Origin of the sequence: Serratia proteamaculans, assembly GCF_013337185.1 — a bacterium.
GTDB classification, from domain to species: domain Bacteria; phylum Pseudomonadota; class Gammaproteobacteria; order Enterobacterales; family Enterobacteriaceae; genus Serratia; species Serratia proteamaculans_D.
In genome coordinates, this window is the sequence record NZ_SWDE01000001.1 from 1,073,420 (window position 1) to 1,099,471 (window position 26,052).

The 26,052-nt window shown below is 51.8% G+C and carries 26 protein-coding genes; 11 read left to right on the top strand and 15 right to left on the bottom strand.

The window, feature by feature from the left end; all coding sequences use genetic code 11:
• Nucleotides 1–5 precede the first annotated feature (5 nt).
• The 3 genes from FCL49_RS04985 to lhgO are packed head-to-tail and all read left to right on the top strand — an operon-like array spanning nucleotide 6 to nucleotide 3,863.
• The gene (locus FCL49_RS04985; protein ID WP_174352657.1) at nucleotides 6–1,964 is read left to right on the top strand and encodes a TRAP transporter permease; all 1,959 of its coding nucleotides are present in this window, start codon (nucleotides 6–8) and stop codon (nucleotides 1,962–1,964) included.
• Entirely contained in the window at nucleotides 1,954–2,670 is a 717-nt protein-coding gene (locus FCL49_RS04990; RefSeq protein WP_174352658.1) for a FadR/GntR family transcriptional regulator, read from the top strand. Before FCL49_RS04985 ends, FCL49_RS04990 begins: the two co-directional genes overlap by 11 nt.
• A 2-nt stretch (nucleotides 2,671–2,672) precedes the next feature.
• Nucleotides 2,673–3,863, top strand: coding sequence for an L-2-hydroxyglutarate oxidase (lhgO, locus tag FCL49_RS04995; protein ID WP_174352659.1), 1,191 nt, complete (start codon nucleotides 2,673–2,675; stop codon nucleotides 3,861–3,863).
• 60 nt (nucleotides 3,864–3,923) lie between these two features.
• Here lhgO and FCL49_RS05000 read toward each other — a convergent pair whose 3' ends face one another.
• From FCL49_RS05000 to FCL49_RS05020, 5 genes are all read right to left on the bottom strand, one after another.
• Nucleotides 3,924–6,017: a right-handed parallel beta-helix repeat-containing protein gene (locus tag FCL49_RS05000; protein WP_174352660.1), complete on the bottom strand. Its 2,094-nt coding sequence runs from the start codon at nucleotides 6,015–6,017 to the stop codon at nucleotides 3,924–3,926.
• 146 nt (nucleotides 6,018–6,163) lie between these two features.
• Nucleotides 6,164–7,081 carry a sugar ABC transporter substrate-binding protein gene (locus FCL49_RS05005; protein ID WP_174352661.1) on the bottom strand — a complete coding sequence of 306 codons (918 nt, stop codon included), beginning with the start codon at nucleotides 7,079–7,081 and terminating at the stop codon, nucleotides 6,164–6,166.
• 61 nt (nucleotides 7,082–7,142) lie between these two features.
• On the bottom strand, nucleotides 7,143–8,171 hold the full coding sequence (locus FCL49_RS05010; RefSeq protein ID WP_174352662.1) for an ABC transporter permease: 1,029 nt from the start codon (nucleotides 8,169–8,171) through the stop codon (nucleotides 7,143–7,145).
• A gap of 17 nt (nucleotides 8,172–8,188) precedes the next feature.
• Nucleotides 8,189–9,673, bottom strand: coding sequence for a sugar ABC transporter ATP-binding protein (locus tag FCL49_RS05015; RefSeq protein ID WP_174352663.1), 1,485 nt, complete (start codon nucleotides 9,671–9,673; stop codon nucleotides 8,189–8,191).
• A gap of 77 nt (nucleotides 9,674–9,750) precedes the next feature.
• Nucleotides 9,751–10,680, bottom strand: coding sequence for a sugar ABC transporter substrate-binding protein (locus FCL49_RS05020; protein WP_174352664.1), 930 nt, complete (start codon nucleotides 10,678–10,680; stop codon nucleotides 9,751–9,753).
• A gap of 535 nt (nucleotides 10,681–11,215) precedes the next feature.
• Here FCL49_RS05020 and FCL49_RS05025 point away from each other — a divergent pair.
• The 3 genes from FCL49_RS05025 to dcuR all read left to right on the top strand — a co-directional run bounded on the left by FCL49_RS05025 (nucleotide 11,216) and on the right by dcuR (nucleotide 14,499).
• Nucleotides 11,216–12,058: a class I fructose-bisphosphate aldolase gene (locus FCL49_RS05025; protein ID WP_174352665.1), complete on the top strand. Its 843-nt coding sequence runs from the start codon at nucleotides 11,216–11,218 to the stop codon at nucleotides 12,056–12,058.
• 122 nt (nucleotides 12,059–12,180) lie between these two features.
• Nucleotides 12,181–13,782, top strand: a complete 1,602-nt coding sequence (locus FCL49_RS05030; RefSeq protein ID WP_174352666.1) for a sensor histidine kinase — start codon at nucleotides 12,181–12,183, stop codon at nucleotides 13,780–13,782.
• A gap of 3 nt (nucleotides 13,783–13,785) precedes the next feature.
• On the top strand, nucleotides 13,786–14,499 hold the full coding sequence (dcuR, locus tag FCL49_RS05035) for a two-component system response regulator DcuR (protein ID WP_174352667.1): 714 nt from the start codon (nucleotides 13,786–13,788) through the stop codon (nucleotides 14,497–14,499).
• Nucleotides 14,500–14,538: 39 nt separating this feature from the next.
• Here the strand turns inward: dcuR and FCL49_RS05040 are convergent, their stop codons facing one another.
• Complete coding sequence (locus FCL49_RS05040) at nucleotides 14,539–15,087, bottom strand: nuclear transport factor 2 family protein (RefSeq protein WP_174352668.1); 549 nt, start codon at nucleotides 15,085–15,087, stop codon at nucleotides 14,539–14,541.
• Nucleotides 15,088–15,106: 19 nt separating this feature from the next.
• A complete protein-coding gene (locus FCL49_RS05045) occupies nucleotides 15,107–16,204 on the bottom strand; it encodes an NAD(P)-dependent alcohol dehydrogenase (RefSeq protein WP_174352669.1) in 1,098 nt (365 codons plus the stop codon).
• Nucleotides 16,205–16,321: 117 nt separating this feature from the next.
• Between FCL49_RS05045 and FCL49_RS05050 the strand changes: the two genes are divergently transcribed.
• Complete coding sequence (locus FCL49_RS05050) at nucleotides 16,322–17,254, top strand: LysR family transcriptional regulator (RefSeq protein WP_174352670.1); 933 nt, start codon at nucleotides 16,322–16,324, stop codon at nucleotides 17,252–17,254.
• A 44-nt stretch (nucleotides 17,255–17,298) separates the two neighbouring features.
• On the opposite strand, the gene FCL49_RS05055 is transcribed toward FCL49_RS05050, so the two are convergent.
• The 3 genes from FCL49_RS05055 to FCL49_RS05065 all read right to left on the bottom strand — a co-directional run bounded on the left by FCL49_RS05055 (nucleotide 17,299) and on the right by FCL49_RS05065 (nucleotide 19,855).
• Nucleotides 17,299–17,655 carry a hypothetical protein gene (locus FCL49_RS05055; RefSeq protein WP_174352671.1) on the bottom strand — a complete coding sequence of 119 codons (357 nt, stop codon included), beginning with the start codon at nucleotides 17,653–17,655 and terminating at the stop codon, nucleotides 17,299–17,301.
• 431 nt (nucleotides 17,656–18,086) lie between these two features.
• Nucleotides 18,087–19,286, bottom strand: a complete 1,200-nt coding sequence (gene fabV, locus FCL49_RS05060; protein WP_174352672.1) for an enoyl-ACP reductase FabV — start codon at nucleotides 19,284–19,286, stop codon at nucleotides 18,087–18,089.
• 218 nt (nucleotides 19,287–19,504) lie between these two features.
• Nucleotides 19,505–19,855, bottom strand: coding sequence for a DUF4377 domain-containing protein (locus tag FCL49_RS05065; RefSeq protein ID WP_174352673.1), 351 nt, complete (start codon nucleotides 19,853–19,855; stop codon nucleotides 19,505–19,507).
• A gap of 201 nt (nucleotides 19,856–20,056) precedes the next feature.
• Between FCL49_RS05065 and FCL49_RS05070 the strand changes: the two genes are divergently transcribed.
• The gene (locus FCL49_RS05070; RefSeq protein WP_254611677.1) at nucleotides 20,057–20,557 is read left to right on the top strand and encodes a DUF4136 domain-containing protein; all 501 of its coding nucleotides are present in this window, start codon (nucleotides 20,057–20,059) and stop codon (nucleotides 20,555–20,557) included.
• A gap of 128 nt (nucleotides 20,558–20,685) precedes the next feature.
• Here the strand turns inward: FCL49_RS05070 and FCL49_RS05075 are convergent, their stop codons facing one another.
• The 5 genes from FCL49_RS05075 to FCL49_RS05095 all read right to left on the bottom strand — a co-directional run bounded on the left by FCL49_RS05075 (nucleotide 20,686) and on the right by FCL49_RS05095 (nucleotide 24,777).
• A complete protein-coding gene (locus tag FCL49_RS05075; protein WP_174352675.1) occupies nucleotides 20,686–21,399 on the bottom strand; it encodes a GNAT family N-acetyltransferase in 714 nt (237 codons plus the stop codon).
• A 270-nt stretch (nucleotides 21,400–21,669) separates the two neighbouring features.
• Nucleotides 21,670–22,278 carry a hypothetical protein gene (locus FCL49_RS05080; protein WP_174352676.1) on the bottom strand — a complete coding sequence of 203 codons (609 nt, stop codon included), beginning with the start codon at nucleotides 22,276–22,278 and terminating at the stop codon, nucleotides 21,670–21,672.
• A gap of 12 nt (nucleotides 22,279–22,290) precedes the next feature.
• Nucleotides 22,291–23,199, bottom strand: coding sequence for a hypothetical protein (locus tag FCL49_RS05085; RefSeq protein WP_174352677.1), 909 nt, complete (start codon nucleotides 23,197–23,199; stop codon nucleotides 22,291–22,293).
• Nucleotides 23,200–23,424: 225 nt separating this feature from the next.
• Nucleotides 23,425–23,925: a hypothetical protein gene (locus FCL49_RS05090; RefSeq protein ID WP_174352678.1), complete on the bottom strand. Its 501-nt coding sequence runs from the start codon at nucleotides 23,923–23,925 to the stop codon at nucleotides 23,425–23,427.
• 6 nt (nucleotides 23,926–23,931) lie between these two features.
• The gene (locus tag FCL49_RS05095; protein WP_174352679.1) at nucleotides 23,932–24,777 is read right to left on the bottom strand and encodes a phage repressor protein CI; all 846 of its coding nucleotides are present in this window, start codon (nucleotides 24,775–24,777) and stop codon (nucleotides 23,932–23,934) included.
• A 115-nt stretch (nucleotides 24,778–24,892) separates the two neighbouring features.
• Here FCL49_RS05095 and FCL49_RS05100 point away from each other — a divergent pair, with 115 nt between their 5' ends.
• From FCL49_RS05100 to FCL49_RS05110, 3 genes are read left to right on the top strand one after another with little or no spacing between them, the layout of a single operon-like run.
• Nucleotides 24,893–25,285, top strand: a complete 393-nt coding sequence (locus FCL49_RS05100; protein WP_174352680.1) for a hypothetical protein — start codon at nucleotides 24,893–24,895, stop codon at nucleotides 25,283–25,285.
• A 31-nt stretch (nucleotides 25,286–25,316) separates the two neighbouring features.
• On the top strand, nucleotides 25,317–25,826 hold the full coding sequence (locus FCL49_RS05105; RefSeq protein WP_060430006.1) for a phage regulatory CII family protein: 510 nt from the start codon (nucleotides 25,317–25,319) through the stop codon (nucleotides 25,824–25,826).
• 10 nt (nucleotides 25,827–25,836) lie between these two features.
• Nucleotides 25,837–26,046, top strand: coding sequence for a phage filamentation protein Fil family protein (locus tag FCL49_RS05110; RefSeq protein ID WP_174353470.1), 210 nt, complete (start codon nucleotides 25,837–25,839; stop codon nucleotides 26,044–26,046).
• Nucleotides 26,047–26,052: the final 6 nt, after the last annotated feature.

The window sequence follows — 26,052 nt, forward strand, 5'->3', positions numbered from 1 at the left end:
GCCGTATGAACACCAACAACCTGTCACCCCAAGATGCCGGCGAGCTGGATAAGGAAGCCGGAGCCGGTAGCCGACCGCTGAGCGGTATCTATTTGCAATTGGCCACCCTGCTGGCGATCGCCATTTCCGTCTATGCCATTTACGCCAACGCGCTGTCGAATACTCAGGAGTTCTACCGCAACACCACCTTCCTCAGTGGCATCTTGATCCTGGGCTTTATTTTGTTCCCGTTTTCACGCCGCTACGCCACCAGCAAGTTCAACCGCTGGGACTACCTGTTTATCATCCTGACGCTGGTCAGCTACGGCTATTTCTACGCCAGCTATCTGGATTTGCACGTAGTACGCAAAAGTATTCCCAATACCACCGACTATGTGATGGCGGTGATCGGCATCGGCGTACTGTTTGAGGCCGCACGCCGCACCACCGGCTACTTCATCCCCGGCCTGGCGACCTTCGCGATGGTTTATGCCTTGTTCGGACAATACTTTATGGGCATTTTCGGCCACGGCGGCTTTTCGTTCGAGCGCCTGCTGTACCGGCTGTTTATGACCAGCGAAGGGATCTTCGGCATCACTCTTTCCACCGCGTCCACCGCCATCGTGGTGTTTATCCTGTTTGGCGCATTTCTCAGCGTCAGCGGCGCCACCGCGCTGTTTAACGATCTGGCACTGGCGATCGCCGGTCGGCGTCGCGGTGGCCCGGCGCAGGTCGCGGTGATCTCTTCGGCATTGACCGGCTCCCTGAGCGGCAGCGCGGTGGCCAACGTCGCCACCACCGGCACCTTTACCATTCCGCTGATGAAAAGCATCGGCCTGTCGGCACGCTTTGCCGGTGCGGTCGAAGCCACCGCCTCCACCGGTGGGATGATCATGCCGCCGATTATGGGCGCGGCGGCCTTTATCATGGCCGGGTTCCTCGGTATTTCTTACACCACCATAGTGATTGCCGCCATCATCCCGGCACTGCTGTACTACGCGGCGCTGATTATTGCCATCGATCTGGAGGCCAAAAAGCAGGGTCTGAAAGGCATCAGCAAAGAAAACATCCCTAAAGTGAAGGCGGTATTGAAAGCGCGTGGGCTGCTGTTGCTGCCGCTGATCATCGTTATCGGTACCCTGCTGCTGGGTAAAACACCGATCTACGCCGGGTTCCTCGGCATTATTTCGATCATCGTCGCCAGTTGGTTAGCCCCAGATACTTCGGTGCGCATGACGCCGAAGAAAATCGCCGAGGCACTGAATGAAGCCGCACGCGGTTCCATCCAGGTGACGGTGGCCTGCGCCGCCATCGGGGTGATTATCTGCGTAGTCACCATGACCGGCATCGGCTCGACGCTGGCCTTCAATATTGTCGCCATGACCAACAACACCCTGTGGATGATCCTGCTGGTAGTGATGCTGGTGTGTATCGTGCTGAGCATGGGCCTGCCCTCGACCGCCTTGTACATTGTGGTGGCGGTTACCGTTTCGCCAATTCTGATCAAGGCCGGTGTCATGCCGCTGGCGGCACACTTCTTTGTGTTCTGGTTTGGTGCCCTGTCCAACATCACCCCGCCGGTCGCGTTGGCCAGCTATACCGCCGCCAGTATTGCCCGCGCCGATCCGATGCAAACCTCATGGGACGCGGTACGGCTGGCACTGCCGGGCTTTATCATCCCGTTTATTCTGGTCTATAACCCGATGCTGTTGATGCAGGGTGACGACCTCAACACGCTGTCGGTGATCCATATGGTGATCAGTGCGCTGGTAGGGATTTACGCACTGTCGATCGCCAGCGCCAATTTCTGGATGATGAAAACCCACTGGCTGGAGCGGGTATTGTTCACCATAGCGGCTATCCTGTTGATTAAACCGGGCCTGCTGACCGATCTGGGCGGTGCGGCACTGATTATCACCGCAGCATCGGTACATCTGTTTCGATTCAGACGAAGCACTGCGCAGGGGGCGCTGAATGGTCAATAAAGTCACGCGCCAGAAGGCCTCACATCAGGTGCTGGCGCAGTTAAAAGCAGGCATCAGCGACGGCACCTTCCCGGTCGGGGAAAAGTTGCCGTCGGAAAATACGCTGGCGGAAGCCTTCGGCGTCAGCCGGGTGCCGGTCCGCGAGGCGCTTGGCATACTTGAAGTCAGCGGGATTGTCTCTTCGCGTCAGGGGGGCGGTCACCGGGTAGAACAGCACTCATTACTGAGCCAATACCAGCCGCTGGTGATGGAAATTGCCGACCCCGACGAAGTGGAAGCGCTGCTGGAAATGAGAGAGGTGATTGAACAACAGGCCGCACGCATGGCCGCCGAACGCCATACCGACGAGGATTTGCTGGCGATTGAGCAAGCGTTTAATGATTTCAAACGCTGCACTCTTGATGACGGTTTGATTGGCCATCGACAGGATTACCTGTTCCACCGGGCCATCATGCAGGCCTCGCACAATCCGTTTTTCGTTCAGATCCTGGATAACATGCACGAGCTGTATCTGGGCGTGCTGGTGTATTCACTCAGCAAGAATCTGGGGCGGCAGGCCGAGCGCCAACGGGTGATTGACGAACACCAACGGGTGTTGCTGGCCATCAAAGCCCGCGACCCGGCGGCTGCCACGGCCGCCATGCAAAATCATCTCAGCAACGTACGCGGTAAATTGCGCCGCCTGGATAATGAGGAGTTAGGGTAATCATGCATGACGTGATCATTATTGGTGCCGGTCTGGTCGGGCAGGGCGTCGCCAATGCGTTACAGGAGGCCAACCCGGCGCTGAGCATCCTGATACTGGAAAAAGAGAGCGGCCCGGCGGCGCATCAGAGCGGTCATAACAGCAACGTAGTCCATTCCGGCATTTACTACGCTCCCGGCAGCCTGAAGGCGCGGCTGGCGAAACTGGGCAACCAAAGCATGTTCGCCTTCTGCCGCGAACACGGCCTCTATCACGATCAGTGCGGTAAGGTGATTGTTGCTACCCAGTTGAAGGAACTGGCGCTACTGGAAAACATCTACCAGCGTGGACTGCAAAATGGCTTGGCCGTCAGCCGGTTGTCGCAGGCACAGCTCAGGGAGCGCGAGCCGCACGTCAATGGGATTGAGGCGTTGCTGGTGCCGGACGCCGGTATCGTCAATTACAGCCAGGTGGCGGCAAAGCTGGCGGAGATCATTGAGCAACGCGGTGGCGAGATCCATTACGGACAACAGGTCGAGGGCATCAGCGAAAGCAGCGATGTCGTCAGCATTCACACGCAGCACACTCAGTATCAGGCCAAATGGCTGGTTAACTGCGCCGGACTGTTCAGTGACCGCATCGCCGCCCTGGCCGGTTACCAGACCGGCATGAAGATCGTGCCGTTCCGTGGGGAATATTACGTGCTGAACGACGAGAAAAACTATTTGGTGAATCACCTGATCTACCCGGTGCCCAACCCGGACTTTCCGTTCCTCGGCGTGCATTTTACTCGCATGTATAACGGCAAACGCGACGTTGGCCCGAATGCGGTATTGGCATTCAAACGTGAAGGCTACCGCAAATGTGATTTCAGCCTGCGCGATCTGGGCGAAGTACTCGGCTATCGTGGGTTCTGGAAAATTGCCGGCAACTATCTGGGGGAAGGATTGGCAGAGGTCCGGCGTTCCCTCTCGCGTCAACGCTTCACCGAAAATGCACGCCGCTTGATCCCCGAACTGCAACCGGAGGATATTCAGCCCGGTCCGGCCGGCGTTCGTGCTCAGGCACTGACCGCCGATGGCAAACTGGTGGATGACTTCCATTTTGTGAAGGGCCGCCGCTCGCTGCACGTTTGTAATGCCCCCTCCCCGGCGGCAACCGCCTCGCTGGAGATCGGCCGTGAGATCGTGCGGCTGCATCTTTCTGCGCTGTGATGGTTATAGACCTTTGCCATCCGGAGAAAAGTAATGGCGCTGCAAGCAGCGCCTGATGATTTAGACACCGTTATTGCAACGCGTGGTCAACTGCAACCCCGGCAGATTTACCGGGTTGGCCGTCGGATTGGTCAACGTAAAGGTCACCGTGCCAGCCTCAGTGACGCACACTGTACTTTTTACCCGTTTTGGATTCTGGTTGAACTTCACCCCGTTAGCGACAAAAGTGGGCAGCACCGTCGCCAGTTGCGCATCAATATCCAGACTCGCCCCCGGCGCCAGCGTTATATCCTGGGACGTTGACTTAACGATTAAATCGACAAAGTCGCCGCTCAACCACTCGGGGTTAGCCCCCCCTATTACGCAGCTATATTTACGCGCCTCCCCCGGCACAGCCCTAAAGTTATATACCTCGTCTCCTGCCCGAGCATCGATGTCTGTCGGCATTTGGCTGTCATAACGGAATTCCCGGCGACCATAGGCGCAAGCATCCATCTGGATCCGACGAATACTGGTGGCACCAATTTCAAACCTGGTTACCGGCACAAAGGCAGTATCAAACACGTTTTTACCGATAACTGTGTTTGGTCCATAGTCAGTACCGATAAAATACAATCCGGCAAAAGAAGACTTAAGTTGCACAATGTTATCGGCAAACACAAAGCTGCCGGGGTTCGACAGGCGAATATGGCCCTGATTGGTGTCCGTTACTCGGTTACCGACAAAACTGCCGCCGGTGCCTAATTTGATGTAATTACTGCCGGAACCGGCGCTAGTGAACGTAGAACCCTCGAAAAAGTTACCGCTGGTCACGCAATCACTCGCGGAGAGCCCGATCTTGCAGTTCAACACCCGGTTGCCGGTAATGGCCGCACGGGTGGCGGAAATGCCAGGATACTCGGCCGTTGGGCTGGTACCGCAGGTATCCACCTGGTTATTGGCTATCAACGCAGACTCAACATTAATCTCACCCAACGTAGTGAAACTGATACCGTTTTGGACTGTGTTGCGCACCGTATTGCCTACACATTTACTACGCCGGATCGGATTCTTTTGCGGATTATTACTCAGTTCACTGTCGACAATAATGCCAAAACGATCGATACCATCGACAAAGTTATCCGCCACTTCCCAATCTTCGATATTGGTGAATGCAATACCGTAAGAGAGGTTGGTGAGAGAGTTACCCTGAACCAGTAAATTCTGGAAAAAAGTCGTTGAACCGCCATTTTCATCGTTGAGGGTAATCCCTCCACCACGATGGCCTTGAGCGGTATTGGGCGAACCAATAGCATCGTACAACCGATTATTGAGGATCTTGCCGTCAAAACTGGGGGTTGAAGAAGTCTTCAACAATATCCCATCGCCATTATGATGATAAATTTCGTTGTCACGCAGCACCCAACGGCGGCTGCCGCGCACCGCAATTCCTTCTTCGCCCAGCTCATGACACTTATTGCGGTAAACCTCAAAACTCTCCGACTGTCGGATACTGATGGCATCGGTATGCATAAACAGGTCGAGATCGTACAAACGAAAACGCTGACCACCATCAATAAATAACGCTGTCGCCTGCTTTGACCACAGACGCGTCGGGTCACTGCCTTTGCGGCTCAACGTCAGGCCGCTGAAGGAAAAATCCGTTTTATTAACAAACTGCACCATCGTCAGCGTCGTCTTGTCACTGTCAAGATAGAGTTGCCCGTCGCCACTAATGGCACAAAAGCCAGGCGCATCAAGCGGGACAAAGGGGGGGCCGGCATCAATATCCGCCAGACGATAACGACCTTCGAGCACCATTTTTTGCGGTGTCTGTGCGGTAGCGATAGCACCCGCGTAATGGAAGAGATTTTTAAGCGCCGGGTAATCGTTGGCAATACCATCCCCCACCGCGCCGAATATCTCCGGATTTAGTACAGAATCCGCATCCAGTACCCGCATCCAGCAGTAGGGTGAACTGGCAGGCTGAGAAACATAGATACATCCATCAATAGCAACCCCGCTGGCAGCGATCGAAACGAAGGTACCGCCCCCCAGCGTACTGCGAATTTGTTTACTTAATCGCGAAGCATCAAAGGCGGTCACCGTCATCAAGGTGCCGGTAGGGGCCGTTTGCTGAGCCAGAGCAGCAATATCTATGCAGGTATCGGTCATGGTACATCTCCTCGTAACGGCATGATTGCCGCCAGAGAACTGTATATAAACACAGTTACCCATAAAACCTGCCAGCCGATGGCACAACAAAAAACCAAAAAAAAGCGCTGCCTAAGCAGCGCCATTACCAAGCTGGAAAACCCTGGCTATTTTGCCGCGTACTTTTGCATATTGGCCGGGGTCACCAGTTCAAACGGGATCCAGTAGTAAGGATCCAGCTTTTCGCCTTTGATCATACGCTGCGCCACGTCAACCGAGGCTTTGCCCTGACCAACGGCATCCTGGAATACCGTCACCTGCATCTTGCCGGAAGACAACGCCTTCAGGCCGTCCGGCGTGGCGTCGATGCCGCCAACCAGCACCTTGCTGCCCTGCTTACCGGCCTGTTGCAATGCCATGATCGCACCAATCGCCATCTCATCGTTATTGGCGGCGACGATATCGATAGACTCACCGTTGGTGATCCAATTGAGCATCAGATCCATCCCTTCGCTGCGCGAGTAGTTGGCGCTCTGCTTTTGCACTACCTTCATTTTCGGGTACTTCGCCACCACCTGCTCGACATCTTTGGTGCGTTGCAGTGCACCGGCGTCGGTCAGATTACCGATCATCACCGCCACGTTGCCCTGATAATTGGCCAGCCGCGCCAGTTCTTCCATCTGCAAGGTGCCGGACTGCTTCTCGTCGGAGCCGACAAACACCACGCCGGAAGGCAGTTTGCTGTCGCCCGGCGTGCGGTTCACATACACCAGCGGAATATCCGCTTTAGTCACCATTTTGGTGATGGCAGGCGTGCCGGCCGAGTTGACCGGATCGACAATAATCGCGTCCACTCCGGCGCTGATAAAATTCTGCACCTGATCGGCCTGGCGGCCTACGTCGCCACGCGCGTCCTCGAACTGCACGCTGATACCGCGCGCCTTGGCTTCTTTGTCGATCGAATGACGAATGATGGTCAGGAAGTTCTGGTCAAAGTAGGCCATCGACACGCCGATGGTTTCCGCCAGCACCGAGGTAGAACAGCCGAGCGCCGCCACCAGCACGATTCTTTTTAAATATTTCATGATGATTCCCCAGGGTAAAAAAAACCGCCGGGCAAAATGCACCGGCGGAAATTCACGGCAATCAGTGTTTTTTACGGTTACGGTGCATATCGATAGATACGGCGGCGACGATAATCACGCCTTTGATGATGTCCTGAATGTAGGAGTCCACACCGATAAAGGTGAAGCCGCTTTTAATCAGCCCAAGGATCACCGCGCCAATCAGCGTGCCGGTAATACGCCCTACGCCGCCCATCAGGCTACTGCCGCCGATCACCGCTGCGGCGATGGCATCCAGTTCGTAAGACATCCCCATGCTCGACTGACCGCTGCTGACACGCGCCGCCAATACCACACCCGCCAGCCCAGCCAGGCCCCCGGCGATGGTATAGACCGTCACCAGGTATTTATTGACGTTAATACCGGACACCCTGGCCGACGTCATGTTGCCGCCGATGGCGTAGATGTATTTACCGTAACGGGTGTGTTTCAGTGCAACGTGGAAGATCACCGCAACCACCAGGAAGATAATCACCGGCATCGCACCCTGGCCGATAGAGGTAAAGCCATCGGACAGGAAGCTGACCGGGTTGCCCTGGGTGTAGTACTGCGCCAGGCCGCGAGCCGATACCATCATGCCCAAAGTCGCGATAAAAGGTGGGATACCGGTACGGGTAATCAGGAAGCCGTTGATGAAGCCGCAAATAATGCCCACCCCGATCCCCGCGCCGATAGGGATCGCCGCCGGCAGGTCGAGTAACGCCGGGTACATCGGTGAAATACTGTCCGAGGTTTGCGCCAGGCTGGCAGCCACCACCGCGGTTAAGGCGATCAGCGAGCCGGAGGAAAGGTCGATACCGGTGGTGATAATAACCTGGGTCACACCCACCGCGATGATGCCGATAATCGCCACCTGCAGCACAATCAGCAGCAGGCGGTTCGGGTTCATCAGGAAGGACTGGTCGCGGATGTACCAGCCCAGGATTTCAAACACCAGCGCAATGCCGAGCATCACGATAAAGATGCCGGTGTCTTTCGGCATTTTGCCACTCAGGCCAGCGAACAGCGGCGCTTTACCCGTAAGTGGCTTTTCGATTTTTACATTACTCATGGGGATTCACCTTTGCGTTATTCAGAGGCCAGCGCCAGGATTTTTTCCTGATTCGCTTCTTCTTTATCCAAAATTCCGGTAATACGACCGCCGTGCATCACCATCACCCGGTCGCTCATGCCCAGGATTTCCGGTAACTCCGATGACACCAAAATAATGGCGACGCCACGGTTCGCCAGCTCGCTGATCAGGCGGTAGATCTCCGCCTTCGCCCCCACGTCAATGCCGCGCGTTGGCTCATCGAGGATCAGTATTTTGGGCTGGGCCAGCAGCCAGCGGGCAATAAGTACCTTTTGCTGATTACCGCCGCTCAGGTTATTGATGATTTGGTCCATGGTCGGGGTCTTGATGTTGAGCTTTTTGATCTGCTCCATGCAGTCCTTGGCCATTTGCACGTGGCTGACGAAGCCGTTTTTGCCGATGTACTCCGACAGGTTGACGATGCTCATGTTCTCGACCACCGACAGCACCAAAAACAACCCGGATTTTTTGCGGTCTTCGGTAAGAAATGCCAGCCCGAGTTCAATCGCCCGGGAAGGAGAATCAACCTTGGCCGCCTGGCCCTCAATGAAGATGTGGCCGCCGTCCGCCGGATGCATGCCGAACAGGCTTTCCATCACCTCGCTGCGGCCGGCACCCACCAGCCCGGCGACGCCGAGGATCTCGCCACGCTTAACGTTGAACGAGATATCGTGAAACCAGTCGGCACGCCGTAGCCCTTCGACACGCAGCACTTCCTCGCCGATATTGTTGTTGAATTTGGGGAACATCTGGGTCAGCTCACGGCCCACCATCATGGTGATCAGCGACTGTTTGGTCAGATTTTCCGTCTTGTCGCAGGCAATAAAGGTACCGTCGCGGAAAATACTCACTTCATCGGTAATGGCAAAAATCTCGTCCATCTTGTGGCTGATATAAATAATGCCCTTACCCTGTTCGCGCAGTTCGCGAATGATGGCGAACAGGTGCACAACTTCACCTTCGGTCAACGCCGAGGTGGGTTCATCCATGATCAGCACATCTGCGTTATAGGAAACCGCCTTGGCAATCTCCACCATTTGTTGGCTGGCAATGCTCAGTTCACCCACCAGCGTCTCAGGTTTGAGTTTAATGTTCAGCCGCGCCAGCAGCTCGCCGGTCTGTTTGTTCAGTTGGTCATGATTCACAAAGCCCAGCTTTGCCGGCTCACGCCCCAGCCAAATGTTTTCAGCCACCGTCATATAAGGCACCAGGTTAAGTTCCTGGTGAATCATGGAAATCCCCGAATGCAGCGCCTGCAGCGTGTCGCTGAAGGTCACCGGTTGGCCTTTTATTTTAATGGTGCCTTCATCGGGGTGATAAATACCGATTAAACATTTCATCAGCGTGGACTTACCCGCGCCGTTTTCTCCCATTAATGCGTGTACGCTGCCTGGTTTGATTTTAATTGAGACTTTATCCAACGCCTTCACGCCGGGAAACTGCTTACTGATGCCTTCAGCCTCAAGAACATAAGGATACATACCGATAACCTCCGCCGTTCGTTAATGCATCCCTGCCGGATAAATACGGCAGGGATATTACCGCGCTGCCTTAACGCTTATTTTCTGTTCTTGTCGGCAAATTCCTGATAGTTGGCCTTGGTGATCAGCTGATACGGGATCAGTACGTTACTTTCCACCTTCTCGCCTTTTACCAGTTGAATGGCGGTTTGCACCGCGCCCTCACCCTGCCCTTTGGCATCCTGGAATACGCTCACGGCCAGATCGCCCTTCTTGATGTATTCCAGTGCGTCCGGGGTCCCGTCAACGCCGGCCACCAATACGCCACTTTTCTTCGCCTGTTTCAGCGCCAGGATCGCGCCAATCGCCATTTCGTCGTTGTTGGAGGCGATAGCATCAATCTTCTGGCCGGTCAGCACCCAGTCGGTGGTGACGTCAACGGCCTCTTTACGGGCAAACTTGGCAGTTTGCTTGTCGAGGATTTTGATGTCGGGATACTTGGCCGCCACCTCCTCCACGCCGCGGGTCCGGTCACGGGTCGCCTCGCTGGACAGCTCCCCCATCAGGATCATCACATTGCCCTTGCCGTTCATCAGCTTGGCCAACTCCTCCATCTGCAATTTGCCGGCCAGTTTGGAGTCTGAACCTACGTAGGCCATACCTGCCGGCAGCTTGACTTCCGGACGGCGGTTAACGAACACCAACGGGATCTTGGCGTCTTCCGCCAGTTTGATCATCGGTTTCACACCCTGGGTATCGACCGGGTTGAGGATAATGGCGTCGACGCCCTGGCTGACAAAGTTCTCGATCTGTTGGATCTGCTGGGCGACATCCCCTTTCGCATCTTCAAATTGGCCGCTGACGTTGCCGTCCTGCTTCATTTTGTTCTGCATTGACTGGCGCAGGATGGTGAGAAAATTGTCATCGAAATAAGCCATGGAAACGCCGATTTTGATGTCTTTTGCCAACACGCTGGCCGGCAACATGCACATCAATACCGAGGTGACGATCAGTTTCTTCAGCTTCATGTTCTGTACCCTTTAATCGTTAGAGTGAAGAGGCCTGTTGATTTGACAGCTAATGAAAAATATTTTTTACATTCAAACAACAATCCGGTCGGTGCTATCCCTTTGATACGGCAGATTTATCGCTTTTTCCCCGTATTCAGTTGGTGTGTAAAACTTTGACCAATGTCTCAAATAACATTAAAAACAACACTTTAAAATAAACAATCTATCTGGGCATTGAAGCCTCAATGTCGTTATCAAATGTTTATTTCAAAATTGAGATTATTGAAACTTTTTAACTCAAACAAGCGAAACATGCGTTTTGGAATGGCCAAGTAACAAAAACATGACACGGATCTAACAAATGGCGCAAAAGCCACCATCGCGTTCGTGACATAAGTGCGTTTGGCAAACAAAAGGCTCCCGTAACGATGAAAAACGATGCTGTACATTCTTGGTAAATGTGCGAGCGAGCACGCAGTTTGCGGATCCGCTGTTTCATCCACGGCGTTACTCGACAATACTGAATGGACGTGTATTTTCAGGAGGATCAGACATGCAGCTCAGCAGTAAGGTACGGATGAACCGGCTGTTTAATAACGGCAAATGCCTCGACGTGGCGATTGATCACGGTATCGCCAATGAACCGGATTTTTTAATTGGCCTGGAGGATATCGAACGAGTCATTAACAGCCTGATCGTTGCCAGCCCCGATGCCATTCAGGTCAATTATGGCCAGGCGGATTTATTGCAACGCGCAACCCAGCGCGATAAACCGGCACTGGTGATGCGCACCGACGTCGGCAATGCTTATAACGCCGCACGCCACCGTGAAATGTGGGCGGTGCTGCATAATCCGGAAGCGCCGATCCTCGCCGCACTGCAGATGGATGCGGCGGCAGTGGTGGTTAACCTGTACCTGATCCCCGATGAGCCGGGCATTTTCCGCCAGTGTGTCGAGAATATCGGCCGCCTGCGTCATGCCTGCGATCGCTACGCCATGCCGCTGATGATCGAGCCGCTAGTGATGGCCCCAGCCGGCCAGGGCGCTGCCTATGGTTCGCTCGGTGACGTAGAAAAAATGGTGCCGTTGGTCCGGTTAGCCCGTGAACTGGGCGCCGATATCATCAAGGCCGACCCGACCGAACGAGTGGAAGACTTTCACCGCATTGTGGAGGCGGCGCGTTGCCCAACGCTGGTGCGCGGCGGCGGTAAAGGCGAACTGGGTGCGGTACTGGAAAAATCCGCCGCACTGATGGCCCAGGGGGCATCCGGTATGGTGTATGGCCGCAATGTCTATCAACACAGCAACCCATCGAAAGTGGTCAGCGCGTTAATGGCCATCATTCATCAGGGTGCCAGCGGTCAGCAGGGGCTGGAAATCTACCATCAACCCTGACAGCCGCTTTTGTAATTAAAATAATCCCTCACCCGGCGGCAGCATGTTATAACCTGCTGCCGGTCGCTACCCCGCGTTCCATTCCCCGCTATTATCCTGACAGGCCCATTCGGAGAACCGCCATGCCAAAACAACGGATACCGCTGAAGCTCAGCACCACGCTCACGCTGATGGTGTCTGCCATCATCGCTTCGGTGCTATTGGTGGTATATGCGCTGTTTTTCGTGCAGATGAATCACCAGGGACAAGATCAGCAACGCCAAAAAGCGATGGCCATTGCCGAAACGCTGGCGCTCTCCGGGAATGTCATTGATGGCCTGCAGCGTGAAGATCACAGTGGCGCAGTCCAGCGCTTTGCCGAGCAGGTACGCCAAAAAAATGAATTACTGTTTGTGGTGGTGGTGGACATGAAAGGCATCCGCTACTCACACCCCAAACCCTGGTTGATCGGCCAACATTTTATCGGGGACGATTTGGAACCCGCGCTACGCGGTGAAACCAACAGCGCCATTAATCGAGGCGCGTTAGCCCCTTCACTGCGGGTATTTGCCCCGGTTTACGACAGCGAACGGCGGCAAATTGGCGTGGTGGCACTGGGTATTGCGCTCGACACCGTTCAACGGGTGGTGGGCGAAAGCCGCTGGATCATCTACTGGACGCTGGCCTTCGCCGCACTGGTCGGCACGCTCGGCATCTTCTTTTTGGTGAAAGCCCTGAAGCGCATCATGCTCGGTTTTGAACCTTACGAAATATCCAATCTGTTTGAGCAGCGCAACGCCATGCTGCAATCGATTAAAGAAGGCGTGATTGCGGTCGATAACCAGTCACGCATCACCATTGTTAACGATGAGGCCAAACGTCTGTTGCGCCAAAATGGGCCTTTCGAAAACCTGCTGTTGGAGTCCGCCAGCAAACACTGGCCGACACAGCTGCATCTGGCAGAAGTGCTGGAAAGCGGTCAACCGCTACGTGACCAGCAGATCAGCTTTAACGGCAGCGAACTGCTGACCAATACCGTGCCGGTGATCGTCAAGGGCCAGGTGATTGGTGCCATCGCCACCTTCCGCGATAAAACCGAAATCAGCCAGTTGGTACAGCGCCTGAGCGGCATGGCGCACTATGCCGACGCGCTGCGCGTCCAGTCACATGAGTTTATGAACAAGCTGCATGTGATCCTCGGCATGCTGCACATGAAGGCCTACCAGCAGTTGGAAAACTACATCATCAACACCGCCAGCACCTATCAGGAAGAGATCGGCGCGCTGTTGCGGAAAATCCAGTCGCCGGAAGTTGCTGGCTTTTTTATTGGCAAGATCAGCCGCGCCCATGAAGCCGGTATCGAGCTGATCATTGATGAATCCAGCCTGCTGCCAGAGACCGACGACGCAGAAACCACTCACGTGCTGATCAGCGTGCTGGGTAACCTGATTGACAACGCCATTGACGCTATCGATGGCGTCGAAGGGCACGAGATCAACCTGAGCTTTCATCACAATGAGAATCACTTACACTGTATAGTCAGCGATGACGGTCCCGGTATCGATCCGGCTCTCGGCGCACGTATCTTTGAACAGGGTGTTTCAACCAAAGGGCCGGGGCGCGGTATCGGGCTGGCGTTGATCCGCAGCAGTCTGGAAAAACTGGGCGGCAGCATTGATTTCGAATCTGAACCGGGTGAGCTGACCCAATTCTTTGTACATATTCCCTATCAGGCCAAGGGCTGAACCATGATTAACGTATTGATTATCGACGACGACCCGATGGTGGCGGAGTTAAACAAATACTACCTGAGCCAGGTGAGCGGTTTTCACTGCCTGGCTACGGTCGCCACCCTGGCACAGGCACGCGCACTGCTGGCCGACGCCGAAGTCAGTATCGATCTGGTACTGCTGGATATCTATATGCAGCAGGAAAACGGGCTGGACTTGCTGCCCGGCCTGCGCGAATTAGGTGAAAAAACCGACGTCATCATCATCTCTTCCGCCAGCGACGTGGATACGGTGCAACGCGCCCTGCACTACGGCGTGGTGGATTACCTGATCAAACCTTTCCAGTTTGGGCGTTTCAAAGAGGCGTTGAATAACTATCAGCAACAGTCGCAAATTCTGGCGCAGCGCGAATTCTCGCAGGGAGATGTGGACAGCCTGTTACGCCGCCAGCCAAGCAGCACCGAAGGGAAAAAGCTGCCGAAGGGGCTGACCAGCATCACGCTAAGTACGGTGTGCGAATGGATTGAACAACAGCACGATGGGGAGTTTTCGACCGATAACCTGGCTAATGCCATCGGGATTTCCCGCGTTTCTTGCCGAAAATATCTGATCTATTTGGCGGAAAGCGGCATTCTCGGCACCCGTATTCTGTATGGCACCACCGGCAGGCCGGTCTATCTTTATCAGCTAAAGCCGGATGCCATCGCCATGCTGAAAGAGTACTGCCGTTAGCCGATGCCCCCGGAGTGAACCGGGGGCATCTACGGATTGTTATTGCGTTTTACGGATCAGACCAAAATCACGCAGCGCCACATACGGGTTCCAATATTCGCGGGCGCTGGCAATCTGCCCATCGTTGATGGTCACGATGGCAATAAACTGCTGATTATAATCGCCGCCGCTTTGTTTGATCTTACCGCTGCTGGTGTATTCAAACACAAACACGCCAGGTTCCGCCGTCACCACTTTTCTCCAGCCCTTCCAGTCGGCATATTTCAGATCGCCGAGGTATTCGCTCATGCCGGTAAAGTAACGGGTCATATTTTCACGCCCCTTGGAGGCCGTGGCGAAGAAGCTGAAATCTTCTACCGGCGCATAAGGCAGTTCAAACACCCCCTGCGGCGTAAAGTATTTCGCCACATTGTCCGGTTTTTCCGACCAGCCATTCAGGCTACGCCAGTAAAACTCGGCGACATCATTAACGTCATAGCCTGGCTGCAAATAATACAGCCCCTGTTTTTCGATAATATGGTCGTTGGCCTGCACGGACGCAGCCGTACCCATCAGCCCCAGCAGGGCCGCTGTAAAAAGTTTTTTCATGTTATTTACCTTATAAGGATTACATACGGATAACGGCTTTAATGGTTTCGCCGGATTGTGAATCCGCCATCGCCTGGTTGATGTCTTTCATCGCATAAAAACGGATCAGGCGATCGATCGGGAACCGCCCCTGTTGGAACAGCTGTGCCAACATCGGGATAAACACCGCCGGTGCCGCATCGCCCATAATGGAGCCCTGCACTGCCCGTCCACGTATCAGGTGCATGATGTCGAGCGGCAAGGATTCGCCCTGCGGCACCACGCCGGTCAGTACGCATTTGCCATTTTCCGCCAGCACTCGCACCGCATCAGCCATGACACCGGCATGCCCGGCGGCCTCAACGCTATAATCCGCACCGCGACCGCCGGTCAGTTGCTGGATCACTTCAGCGACGTCTGCCGTTTTTGAGTTGATCACCACAGTGGCACCCAGTTCTTTGGCCAACGCCAGACGGTTCTCCTTGATGTCCACGGCGACAATTTGACCACAGCCCACTACCCGCGCCGCCATCACCGCCGCCAGCCCCACCGCACCGAGGCCAAACACCACCAGCGTGGAACCCGTTGGTGCCTGCAGAGTATTAATCACGGCCCCCGCACCGGTCATTAGCCCGCAAGCCAACGGCCCGAGGAACTCCAGCGGGATGGTCTTATCGATCGGCACTATACTGCTGGCATTGACCACCGCGTATTGCGCGAAAGAGGATTGGCCGAAGAAGTGACTGTGCACGTCGCCCCCGGCGTCATGCAGACTGACCGAACCATCACTGCGCTGGGCCAGCCAGTTCAGTGGCACATGTTGACGACAATAGGTCGGCATGCCGATGCTGCACTTGTCACAGGTGCCGCAAGAGGCCAGTGACAGCACCACATGATCGCCAGGCGCCACCTTACTGACCCCGGCGCCTACCCGCACCACCACCCCGGCCCCTTCGTGACCAAGGACCACCGGTGCCGGCATCGGGATAATGCCTTTATGGGCCGCAATATCGGTATGACACAGGCCGGTCGCCACCAGTTTTACCAACACTTCATCGGCACGGGGTTCGCCAAGTTGCAACTGCTTGAGGGAGAATCCCTCCGTCGCCTTATCACTAACTGCTGCTGTAATTTCCATCGTCTCTCCCACTGAGCCTGATACCGTTGCTTCGATGTGGGGCAGTATAAGATGCACTATTAGGCGCAAAAAGATGCCATACTCTGATTCACTGTTCTCTAATTAAGGACAATAAGAATGCAGAAAGGCATATTGAAAGACCTGAACGACCTCTATTATTTTGCCCAGGTGGCCCAGTACGGCGGGTTCTCCGCCGCCAGCCGGGCGCTGGATATACCAAAATCCAAACTGAGCGCCCGCGTGTTGGCGCTGGAGAATCGTCTTGGCGTGCTGCTGTTCCAGCGCACAACCCGGCGGGTCAAGCTGACGGAGACCGGTTCGCTGCTGTTGCGCCATGCGCAGATAGCGATCAACGAGGCCGAGATCGCCCAGGAGCTGATTGATCAAAGCCGGGCAGAGCCTTCCGGGCTAGTGCGCGTCAGTTGCCCAAAACTGGCGGCCGATGTGTTGCTTTCCCCCTGCCTGCCCGCCTTTATGGCGGAGAACCCCGGCATTCAGGTACAGCTGTTGGCGAACGACAACCGCTTTGATCCAGTGACCGACAAAATTGATGTGGCGCTGCGTCTGCGCCAGCGCAAAGATATGAGTGAAGGCATGATTGCCCGTGAGCTGGGCCAAAGCGTGCGTATCCTGGTCGCTTCGCCGCAATATCTGGCGCAGCACCCGCCCTTGACCGATCCGCAGCAGTTGAGCACTCACGATCTGCTCACCTTGGTCGACGTGGGCGAACAACAAACCTGGGATCTGGAAGGCCCAGAAGGGGAAAAAAGAGCGGTGCGCGTGCGCCCGCGGCTGATGTGCAGCGAATGGGGTATCGTCCGCAGTGCGCTTTATCAGCACCTGGGTATCGCGCTGCTACCGGATATCACCTGCCATCAGGCGCTGCTACAGGGCGAATTGGTGCGCGTGTTACCGCAATGGGCCTGCGCCCCGCTAATTATGCACGCCGTGTTTCCGACCCGGCGTGGCATGCTGCCTTCGGTACGCGCACTGGTGGATTTCCTGGCAATACAGGTACCGCCGCTGCTGCTGAAAGGCGCGGTAAAATAGCGTCGAACAGCGGGGTTCCCTGCCTGTAATACAGATGGAGAGCGTCAGCGATGGCGCTTCTTATAGACAGGAATATCCATTGCCCCACCCGATGGAAAACAGGGTTTGCCGTGTTGTTGCTTATGTTTACCACAGCGATAATGGCCATTCAGGCTATTATGCTGCCGTCGGTTTGCCAGTTCGGCAGCCGCATGCTGTTGTTCCTGCTTAAGCGCTTCCTCATTAGCCTGCGCAAGGGCCTCTGCGCTCCAGATCTTATGTTTCAGCACGCTGCGCTTCTGCTGATAACTTTCTGAGACTTTATTATCCAGCGGCGGTTCGGCGTGGTACTGCAAATCAACCGACGCCAATGCAGAGAAGCAATAGCACTGCGCCACGCAGGCAAGAAAGATACGTTTCATTAATACACTCCATTAAAGCCCGCAAAGCGGCTTACCCTAATTAAATTAACGAGGGTTCCATTGTTTATTTAATCAACAGCACTCAGATGAAATACAGGTCGACGGGTAAACACCCAATATTAATAGAATAGAAATTACTGAGGTTAATAATAGGTGTAATTAATATGCTTAGCCGTTTAACGATCTAATGTCCGCAACCCACCCATGGTTTATCAGCTGTATGTTCTCTTTTAAAATAAACTTAACGGTTAATGGCAGTAAATAAAAAATTACTTTTTTTAGTTTATTAATTCACATTCTACCGCGAGAGCACCGCGACAAACTGGATTATGTTTCGAAAAGATGGGAAATAATTCGACCAGGAATAAACCGGATGATAGAACTAAAAAAGGCCAGGATCTCTCCCGGCCTTCTTTCATTGCCCGACGGGTTTAGACTAACTCAACCACATCAAACTTAACTTCACCGCTGAGGTCGGCTTCGTAATCAACGCCTTGCAGACCAAAACCGAACAGACGCAGGAACTCGGCCTTATAGCCCTGGTAATCAGTCAGTTCATTGATGTTGTTATCGTTGATCTGTGCCCAGATTTCACGGCAGGTGTTCTGCACGTCGTCGCGCAGTTCCCAGTCGTCCAGACGCAGACGGTGCTTCTCATCGGTATCCGGTGCCGTGCCACTGTACAGTTTGGTGGCGAACAGACGCTGGATTTGCTCGATGCAACCTTCGTGGATCCCCTGAGCCTTCATGATTTTGAAGACGATAGAGATGTACAACGGCATTACCGGAATAGCGGAAGAAGCCTGAGTCACCACCGACTTCAGCACGGCAACGTAAGCCGCGCCACCTTTGGCCTTCAGTTTCTGATCGATGGCCAGAGCCGCGCGATCCAAATCTTCTTTTGCCTTGCCCAGCGTACCGTGCCAGTAGATTGGCCAGGTCAGATCGGTACCGATATAGGAGTAAGCCACTGCCTGCACATTGTCCGCCAGCACGCCGGCTTCTTCCAGTGCGTCCATCCACAGCTGCCAGTCCTGGCCGCCCATCACTTTGACGGTATCAGCAATTTCTTGCTCGTTGGCCGGCTCAACCACGGCTTCAACCAGCACGTCTTTGTTGGTATCGAGCGCCACGGATTTGTACGGTTCGCCGATAGGTTTCAGTGCAGAGCGCACTACTTCACCGGTTTCCGGCATTTTACGCACTGGCGAGGCCAGCGAGTAAACTACCATGTCAATCTGGCCCAGATCCTGTTTGATCAGGTCGATAACCGTTTGGCGGCATTCGTTGGAGAACGCATCGCCGTTAACGCTTTTCGCGTACAGGCCTTCTTCTTTAGCTGCCTTGTCAAAACCAGCAGAGTTGTACCAGCCGGCAGAACCGGTTTTGGCTTCGCTGCCCGGCTTTTCAAAAAATACGCCGATGGTGGCTGCACCACTGCCGAATGCGGCATTGATACGTGACGCCAGGCCGTAACCGGTGGAAGCACCGATCACCAGCACTTTTTTCGGACCGTTTTTCAGTTCGCCACGTGACTTAACGTAGGCAATTTGCTCACGGACATTGGCTTCACAACCTGCCGGATGAGCGGTAGTGCAGATAAAACCACGAATTTTAGGTTTGATAATCATAGTAATTTTTTCTTGGTAGCTAAAAACCGAAGGACAATATACCTGATTTTCTCAATATACTTAAGCTGGGTGCGTGGCAGAATCGCAACAAGTGCAGTGAACAGACCAGTTGTCCCGGTGAAAATCTTGTTACCGCTACAGGATTCATGGGGACAGGAACGAGGAATCTGGGGGAGTTTCAAGGCCAGGCGGTTGTGCGCCCGGCCCGATAAAACCACTTAGGCTTTATTCTTTTCCAGCTGTTCAATCAACGTATAACGCAGTGAAGAAGCATCGGCCGGCGGATTTTCCACCTCCGTCACCTGCACTTTCAGGCGGTAGTTGTAGCCCGGTTCAAAAGTAAAACCTTCAATCCCGGTATAGAACAATCCCCACGGTTCTTGCGCGGAATGACGCACCTGCATGCACTTCATTGGGGCAACGCCCGTACAATTTGCCAGAGCGCTGTTCACCAACAACACTTCCGTATGGTTTCCGTCTTTATTCACCGGTTGACTCACTGTCGCTCCCTCCTGGCTGCAGCCGGCCAGACCGGCCAAGGCAACAAATAACAACGCTTTGATTTTCAATGTAATGTACCATTAAGTCTTTAGGTAGGGTGATAGTAACAAAGCTACGGCTACCGGGGCCAGCAGCCTGTTCAGAATTCTGAATAGAGTGAGTACGGTCGCCATTTGCCAACCACAGCTTCTGCGTCTAACTTTATGAAATCAATAATCCTAAAGGGGTTTTCCATGCGTTCACTTCCTTATATTTTCATCGCGAGTTCGATGGCTTTATTATCAGGCTGTGCCAGCCAGCCGCAGGTGACCAGTGATTATGATCACAGCGCTAACTTCACCCAATATCACACCTACGGTTTTGCCACCGAGACCAGCGGGCAATACCAGACGCTTACAGGCAAGTACATTCAATCGGCAATTAAACAACAGATGGAACAGCGCGGTTATAAGGCCAGCGCAACGCCTGACCTGTTGGTGTACAGCAGCGCAATGAAACAGAACAAAGTGCAGGTGAATGATGCCCCGGTTCCGGTTGGCCGCCGAGGTTATGCAGGCTGGGGCGGTTATAATCAAACCGTATGGAGCTATACCGAAGGCACCCTAACGGTTGACCTGGTGGACAGCAAGAAAAAACAGCTGGTCTGGCGTGGAACCGCCAGTAATACGCTGAACTCAGATGGTACACCGGCCAGCCAAACCCAAATTCAGCAGGCGGTAACCGCGCTGTTTGCCACTTACACCTTTAAGGCTGGCCCAGCAAATAACTGATGGTTTTGCATTGACCAGAGCGACAGCCCTATTTCGGTAAATAGGGCTTAATGCAGCTTATAAATTCAGGATCTTTACCCTTAAAAGCGCAGTGCTCTCTGGTCGACTTGCCAGCACATGGAGTTACTTCATTCCGCTACTGCTGCTATTTTGAAAAATGCTTCAAGATTGCACTTTTGAGTTCCACCTTCTGTGAAGTTATCGGGTGAAAGCCAACCTGAAAGAGCCCTGTCTACAATTGGCCATTCGATATCGATAACTGATAACCAGTCCGTATCGCGGTTACGTTGTTTACGAGTCATCGCCTGACGAAAACGTCCTTCAAACGAAAACCCCAGCCTTTCAGCAGCCTTTCTTGACGCCACATTCAGTGAATCACAACGCCATGCAACCCGACGGTAGCCCAAAGAAAAAGCATTTTTGAGTAGCAGTTGTATGGCCTCTGTACCCATGGTGGTTCGTTGCATCAATGGTGACCAGGTAACATGCCCTATTTCCAGTGCGCCGTTAACGGTATCGATGCAGCTATAGCAGACAACGCCAACCGGGCGGCCACTTGTCATCTCTGCCACGGTCCAGGCGACCAAACTACTGTCGTTAATTTTGTCTTTAATCCAAAGCATCATTTCCTGCAGACAGGCAGGTTGTTCGGCACCAAGCCAGGTCCAGTCTCGGTCATCTGTTGCTAATGAAAATGCATCGAAAAGCGCTTCGCAATGACCGATTTCAAGGGAAGAAAGTTTGCAGTACTGTCCGTTTAACTCACTCAATCTCGGAAATGTCGCGGGCTGCCATTCAGGCAAGGGAAAGCCTACAGATTGACCATATTTATTCGTATCCAACGAGCATTCACCTTCTGCGAAATTCTGTTAAGGCCAGCATACAAGATGCAGTACAGACCCAACAATAGGCTTAAATAAAGAGGGAAAAGAATACGTGATGCTCGTGAAAGGTCTAATATCGAGGTTCTATTTCTTTAAATAAACACTTATAAATCAAACACACAAAAAAAGACCGAATACGATACATTTTATTAAAAACCGATAATATTCAGTGATTTATGGTGCGGAGCCTTGATAAATGGCTACAAATTGGCTACGCACCTAGTAGTGCTAATTAGAGTTATTAATGAGGATAAGATATAATCTTTTGACAATCATTATAATAGTCAAGACAATATTAGTGGTTACTAATATTATAAGTGGGGTTATAATCTTGGTTGCCCATGTGAAAATAAAACTAAAATCTAAATTTAATTTCCATATCTTATAATCAACAACCACCAGACTTTCTTCCAAAACCTTTGGAGTTATAGGATCAAGAGTAGAGTGAATGAATGTCAACACAACTAATATCAGTGAGCATAAGATAGCATAAGAGATATTGTGATATAGCTCTTTCAACAAAGATAATTTTCTGTTGGTTACAACCCCAATACTTTCAGAGTTGTCTCTGACTTTTTCTATCGTTCTATTTTCCTGATCATAAATCAAGACAATAACTGATAATAATAGAGCCGTGAATATAGCACCAAAGTTAACTAAGAGAGAATCAAGGTCTTTATTTAAATTAAAATTATTATAAGCCGAAAAAACAGAAATTAAAATCGGTAAAATAACAAAAGTAACGCAATCTGATTTGGATATTTTATTACTTCCAATATCCCTCAGCGTGTTGAAGTGAGCTGTTACTATGCACAATATATTTATTTTATTGCTCATGTATACCTCCCGTTATATGCCAATTTCCTTTCTTATGTCAGACACTATACCAGACGCCCACCCATCTAAGGAATCAAAATCAGGATTGCCAGCAACCACACTAACCACGTCCAAATCTATTTCTATCTGACACATCGTGCTTCTTTCAGACTTCCCAACACTAAATGTCTTAGTACCTCCCCCCATAACAACCTTAACTTTGACCTGAGATGCCTCTTCACTTAATAGTTCAACCAACTTTGCTTGGTCTGTATCTTTTTTCCTAAAATTCTTGAACTTCCCAAATGTACCATTTTTCTTCGGTTTCAATACATATTCACCATCAATATCACCAAGAGAAGAAATACTATCTTCTAGAGATTTCGGTGCCGTAAAGCCAATTACCCTCAATTCTTTAGTCTCTGCCTCCAACCATGGAATTACAGCCTTATCATAAGTCAGTGGATTGATCTGTATATTTTTATTGGTTTTTCCAGTAAAGAATTTTGAGAATTCCTTTTGGAATAATGACTTTATCCCATCTTTTTTATATGCATATAAGAGGCAGACACCTTTCCTTGACTCTAAAGGAAAATAAAATTGAAAGTAATAATTTTTGACATCCGCGTGATTTTCTTCTTTCGAGAAGGCCAATTGATTATCATCAGTGTTGATTATATCATTTTTGATACCATAGTGACCTAAACTCATCCACCCGGAGATAACCCTCTCCTTAGGTTTTTTCTTTACGTTATGAAATTTATATGTTTCTTTGCTATCAGAGATTTTTTTAAAATCTTTATGCAAAGAAATAAAATCCTCCAATAATTTATAAATGTCATACTGACCTATTCTGTTCAAAAAATCATATCTTTCCTCTACATTTTTTGATTCATTATTTTTGTCATAGCATCGAATAAAATATGGCGCCAGTGAGTACATTTCCCATCCTTTAAATAATACAATTGATTATAGTTAGCATGGTAAGCACCCCATGCAAAAAAGATTATGATGTAGTTTACTAAAAAAAATTTTTTTGTTCTACCCTGTTACATTCATAATGTAACCAACAATCACTTAAAAAACTCAATAAAAAAATGGTGATGGCGCGATTTAAATGAGATGAACTCATTAAAAAATCCATGTAAGCATACATCCATAGACATGCTATTCATTCTCATCAGGCAATCTAGCGGCAAGTTGGTACGCATCTCTAACTATTTGCGAAGCAATCATTGATTCGTTAATGATTTCAATTGCAGCCTCCATTAACTGCCTACTCCGTTGTGGTTCGAACCATTGACCATTCCCAAATTTCCCACCATGAAATAGATTGTTTCTTATTCTTCTAATGTAAATAAACAAACGCTGACAGTCAGTCATGTTCTCAGGAGTTATTTCTGCCCAATCAATAACCCCCATAGTTATGACTTGCTTTTTCGGTGGGTTATCCAAAATAAATCTAACAGAGTTTCTTAAATTGACATCACTGACTATATCAATAGTACTTTGTTCATTGGCGAAACTATCCCAGTCTGCATCAGCATCATAAAAATGGCGATTCCTTTTTTTATAAAACCCAGACACTTTCAATGCATATTCGGCCGTTGAAAAGCGCTTGAAAAAATCAAATGCCAACCGTTCAATATTTCGATTATCTCTCATCATTTAGCCTTAATTGCTTGAAATTGTTTTTATCACTTCACCAATACATTCAACATCAGCAGCAAAACATTCAAACTCTGATGAGGCACCTGACACCTTTATCTTATTCCCTGGGATTCGGGATACAGAGTAAATATCGTGAACACCATCGATATTAAGTAACCACTTACCATTGCCAATGGTATTCCTGTCGAAAGCTATTAACCAAGCATCACTTCCTCGTTCTACAAAACGTAGCGACTTTTCATTTTCAGGGATAAATGATGGATCAGCTACCCAGTGCCCTTCCTCGGTTAACCTTCCAGACGTGATCGTAACTCTGCGAAGAGCTACGAAAAGAGGCTCATATGACACAGCGTCTGGATTACCAGGATTACCTTGCCCAGTGGCCAGCCATAGTAGCGATACTCCAGTATCTAAAGCACACGCCACAACCGCATCGCCGGGGAAATATTCACGCCTGACCCAAGTGCTGATTGTTGCGGTGGAAATGTCCAAAAAGTCTCCGAGTTCTTTTTGAGTTCGAAACCCGTACGCATCTAACATCCTTCGCAGTACAGGCTTACCCCCTGCAGCTTGGATTTTTTCATACAGGGCCTTACCGTGAAGTGTGGATTTGCCAACTTCTAAATTCGAATTTGCAAATTTACCGGTTACTAACCAAGTAACATCCGCGCCTGTATCCAGAGCGCACCGCACTATAACCGTGCCTGGAACTTGCCCTCGCAATAGCCATCCGCCCACGTTACTGCTGGAAATTTCCAGTTTTTCAGCAAGCTCCTTCTGCATAGTAAACCCATAAGAAGAAAGGATTCTTTCTAAAACCTCTGACGCCACAGCATTTTCTATACGCATCAAGACAACCTTAAATTCGATTTTCGTATTTACAGATACAAAAAACGGATCTACGATAGATACACACCACATGTAACACCGTAGAACACAAATCACTAACCGGAGATATTGCGTTATGTCTCATGATATTGCAAACCCCCAGACCGCACCCGCTACGCCTTTTTCACCCACGCAGATTGCAAACATTCTTCTGCCTGGTCTGAGCGGCGCCATTCTGGAAGCAGTGCAGCGCGCAGTTGCTATGCACACCTCCCCAACCATGTCCAAAGAGGACTTCATTGCCGTTAACGGCATCAGCGCATGCGTGCTGGAGAAGTGGATTGCTAACGGCGTTGTGCTGCTGGCGCCAACCCCTACAACTACCGTGAAGCAAAATCGAAAGAACCGGAAGACCGGCGAGATCGAAGAGGTCACGATGACCAAGCACGGTAACGCCCTGATCAATCTCGAAGCGTGGCGTGAGAAAAACCGCCAGGTTGCGATCAAATGCCGCTACATCCGCGGTTAATTCGATTATTCGAATTTTGAAGGGCTAAACCATGTTTGATTATCAAGTCTCTAAACAGGCGCACTACGAAGAAGCCTGCCGCCGCTTCGCGACAAAGCACAACATCAAGCAGTTGAGCGCTGATGCTGGCATGTCGGCGCAGGTGCTGCGTAACAAGTTGAATCCAGACCAGCCGCACCGCCTGACGGTTGAGGAATTGCTGACGCTGACCGACCTAACCGAAGACCCGACGCTGATCGATGGGATGCTGGCGCAGCTGCACTGCCAGCCGTGCGTACCGATCAATGAACTCTCCAGCGGCAAAGTCGCGGCGTATGTGCTGAATGCCACCTCCGAAATCGGCAAGGTCGCTGCCGAGGCAGTTGCAGATGGCGCCATGACCGCCGCACGCCGCGGTGCGATACGCGAAAGCGTTAATGCCGGCATTCGTTACATGACTTTGGCAGGCCTTGCCATCCAATCGCGCATCCATGCCAACCCGACAATGGCCTCCACCGTTGATGCCATCACCGCCGTTGGCGCGTCACTGGGCATGAGTTGAGGTGAACATGATGCCAATTTCTATTGCTCCCCTGCTCAAGCAGCAAAGCCAATCCCGCCATTTTGGCCACGGTTGGATACAACTGCAGAACGGCCGGCGCTGGTGCCCGGCGCAAGACCAGAAAGAACTGCTGGCTCAACTGACTACCGCCCCGCGGCTGTCAATCGCCAGTAAGGCGGCAAAATGGCTTTTACTGAAACTACGCGTACTGTGCCGCTGACACCAG

Bases quoted from the DNA above. Each gene is read 5' to 3' on its own strand.
- FCL49_RS04985 (WP_174352657.1), top strand. From the start codon at position 6: ATGAACACCAACAACCTGTCACCCCAAGATGCCGGCGAGCTGGATAAG.
- FCL49_RS04990 (WP_174352658.1), top strand. From the start codon at position 1,954: ATGGTCAATAAAGTCACGCGCCAGAAGGCCTCACATCAGGTGCTGGCG.
- lhgO (WP_174352659.1), top strand. From the start codon at position 2,673: ATGCATGACGTGATCATTATTGGTGCCGGTCTGGTCGGGCAGGGCGTC.
- FCL49_RS05000 (WP_174352660.1), bottom strand. From the start codon at position 6,017: ATGACCGATACCTGCATAGATATTGCTGCTCTGGCTCAGCAAACGGCC.
- FCL49_RS05005 (WP_174352661.1), bottom strand. From the start codon at position 7,081: ATGAAATATTTAAAAAGAATCGTGCTGGTGGCGGCGCTCGGCTGTTCT.
- FCL49_RS05010 (WP_174352662.1), bottom strand. From the start codon at position 8,171: ATGAGTAATGTAAAAATCGAAAAGCCACTTACGGGTAAAGCGCCGCTG.
- FCL49_RS05015 (WP_174352663.1), bottom strand. From the start codon at position 9,673: ATGTATCCTTATGTTCTTGAGGCTGAAGGCATCAGTAAGCAGTTTCCC.
- FCL49_RS05020 (WP_174352664.1), bottom strand. From the start codon at position 10,680: ATGAAGCTGAAGAAACTGATCGTCACCTCGGTATTGATGTGCATGTTG.
- FCL49_RS05025 (WP_174352665.1), top strand. From the start codon at position 11,216: ATGCAGCTCAGCAGTAAGGTACGGATGAACCGGCTGTTTAATAACGGC.
- FCL49_RS05030 (WP_174352666.1), top strand. From the start codon at position 12,181: ATGCCAAAACAACGGATACCGCTGAAGCTCAGCACCACGCTCACGCTG.
- dcuR (WP_174352667.1), top strand. From the start codon at position 13,786: ATGATTAACGTATTGATTATCGACGACGACCCGATGGTGGCGGAGTTA.
- FCL49_RS05040 (WP_174352668.1), bottom strand. From the start codon at position 15,087: ATGAAAAAACTTTTTACAGCGGCCCTGCTGGGGCTGATGGGTACGGCT.
- FCL49_RS05045 (WP_174352669.1), bottom strand. From the start codon at position 16,204: ATGGAAATTACAGCAGCAGTTAGTGATAAGGCGACGGAGGGATTCTCC.
- FCL49_RS05050 (WP_174352670.1), top strand. From the start codon at position 16,322: ATGCAGAAAGGCATATTGAAAGACCTGAACGACCTCTATTATTTTGCC.
- FCL49_RS05055 (WP_174352671.1), bottom strand. From the start codon at position 17,655: ATGAAACGTATCTTTCTTGCCTGCGTGGCGCAGTGCTATTGCTTCTCT.
- fabV (WP_174352672.1), bottom strand. From the start codon at position 19,286: ATGATTATCAAACCTAAAATTCGTGGTTTTATCTGCACTACCGCTCAT.
- FCL49_RS05070 (WP_254611677.1), top strand. From the start codon at position 20,057: ATGGCTTTATTATCAGGCTGTGCCAGCCAGCCGCAGGTGACCAGTGAT.
- FCL49_RS05080 (WP_174352676.1), bottom strand. From the start codon at position 22,278: ATGAGCAATAAAATAAATATATTGTGCATAGTAACAGCTCACTTCAAC.
- FCL49_RS05085 (WP_174352677.1), bottom strand. From the start codon at position 23,199: ATGTACTCACTGGCGCCATATTTTATTCGATGCTATGACAAAAATAAT.
- FCL49_RS05090 (WP_174352678.1), bottom strand. From the start codon at position 23,925: ATGATGAGAGATAATCGAAATATTGAACGGTTGGCATTTGATTTTTTC.
- FCL49_RS05095 (WP_174352679.1), bottom strand. From the start codon at position 24,777: ATGCGTATAGAAAATGCTGTGGCGTCAGAGGTTTTAGAAAGAATCCTT.
- FCL49_RS05100 (WP_174352680.1), top strand. From the start codon at position 24,893: ATGTCTCATGATATTGCAAACCCCCAGACCGCACCCGCTACGCCTTTT.
- FCL49_RS05105 (WP_060430006.1), top strand. From the start codon at position 25,317: ATGTTTGATTATCAAGTCTCTAAACAGGCGCACTACGAAGAAGCCTGC.
- FCL49_RS05110 (WP_174353470.1), top strand. From the start codon at position 25,837: ATGCCAATTTCTATTGCTCCCCTGCTCAAGCAGCAAAGCCAATCCCGC.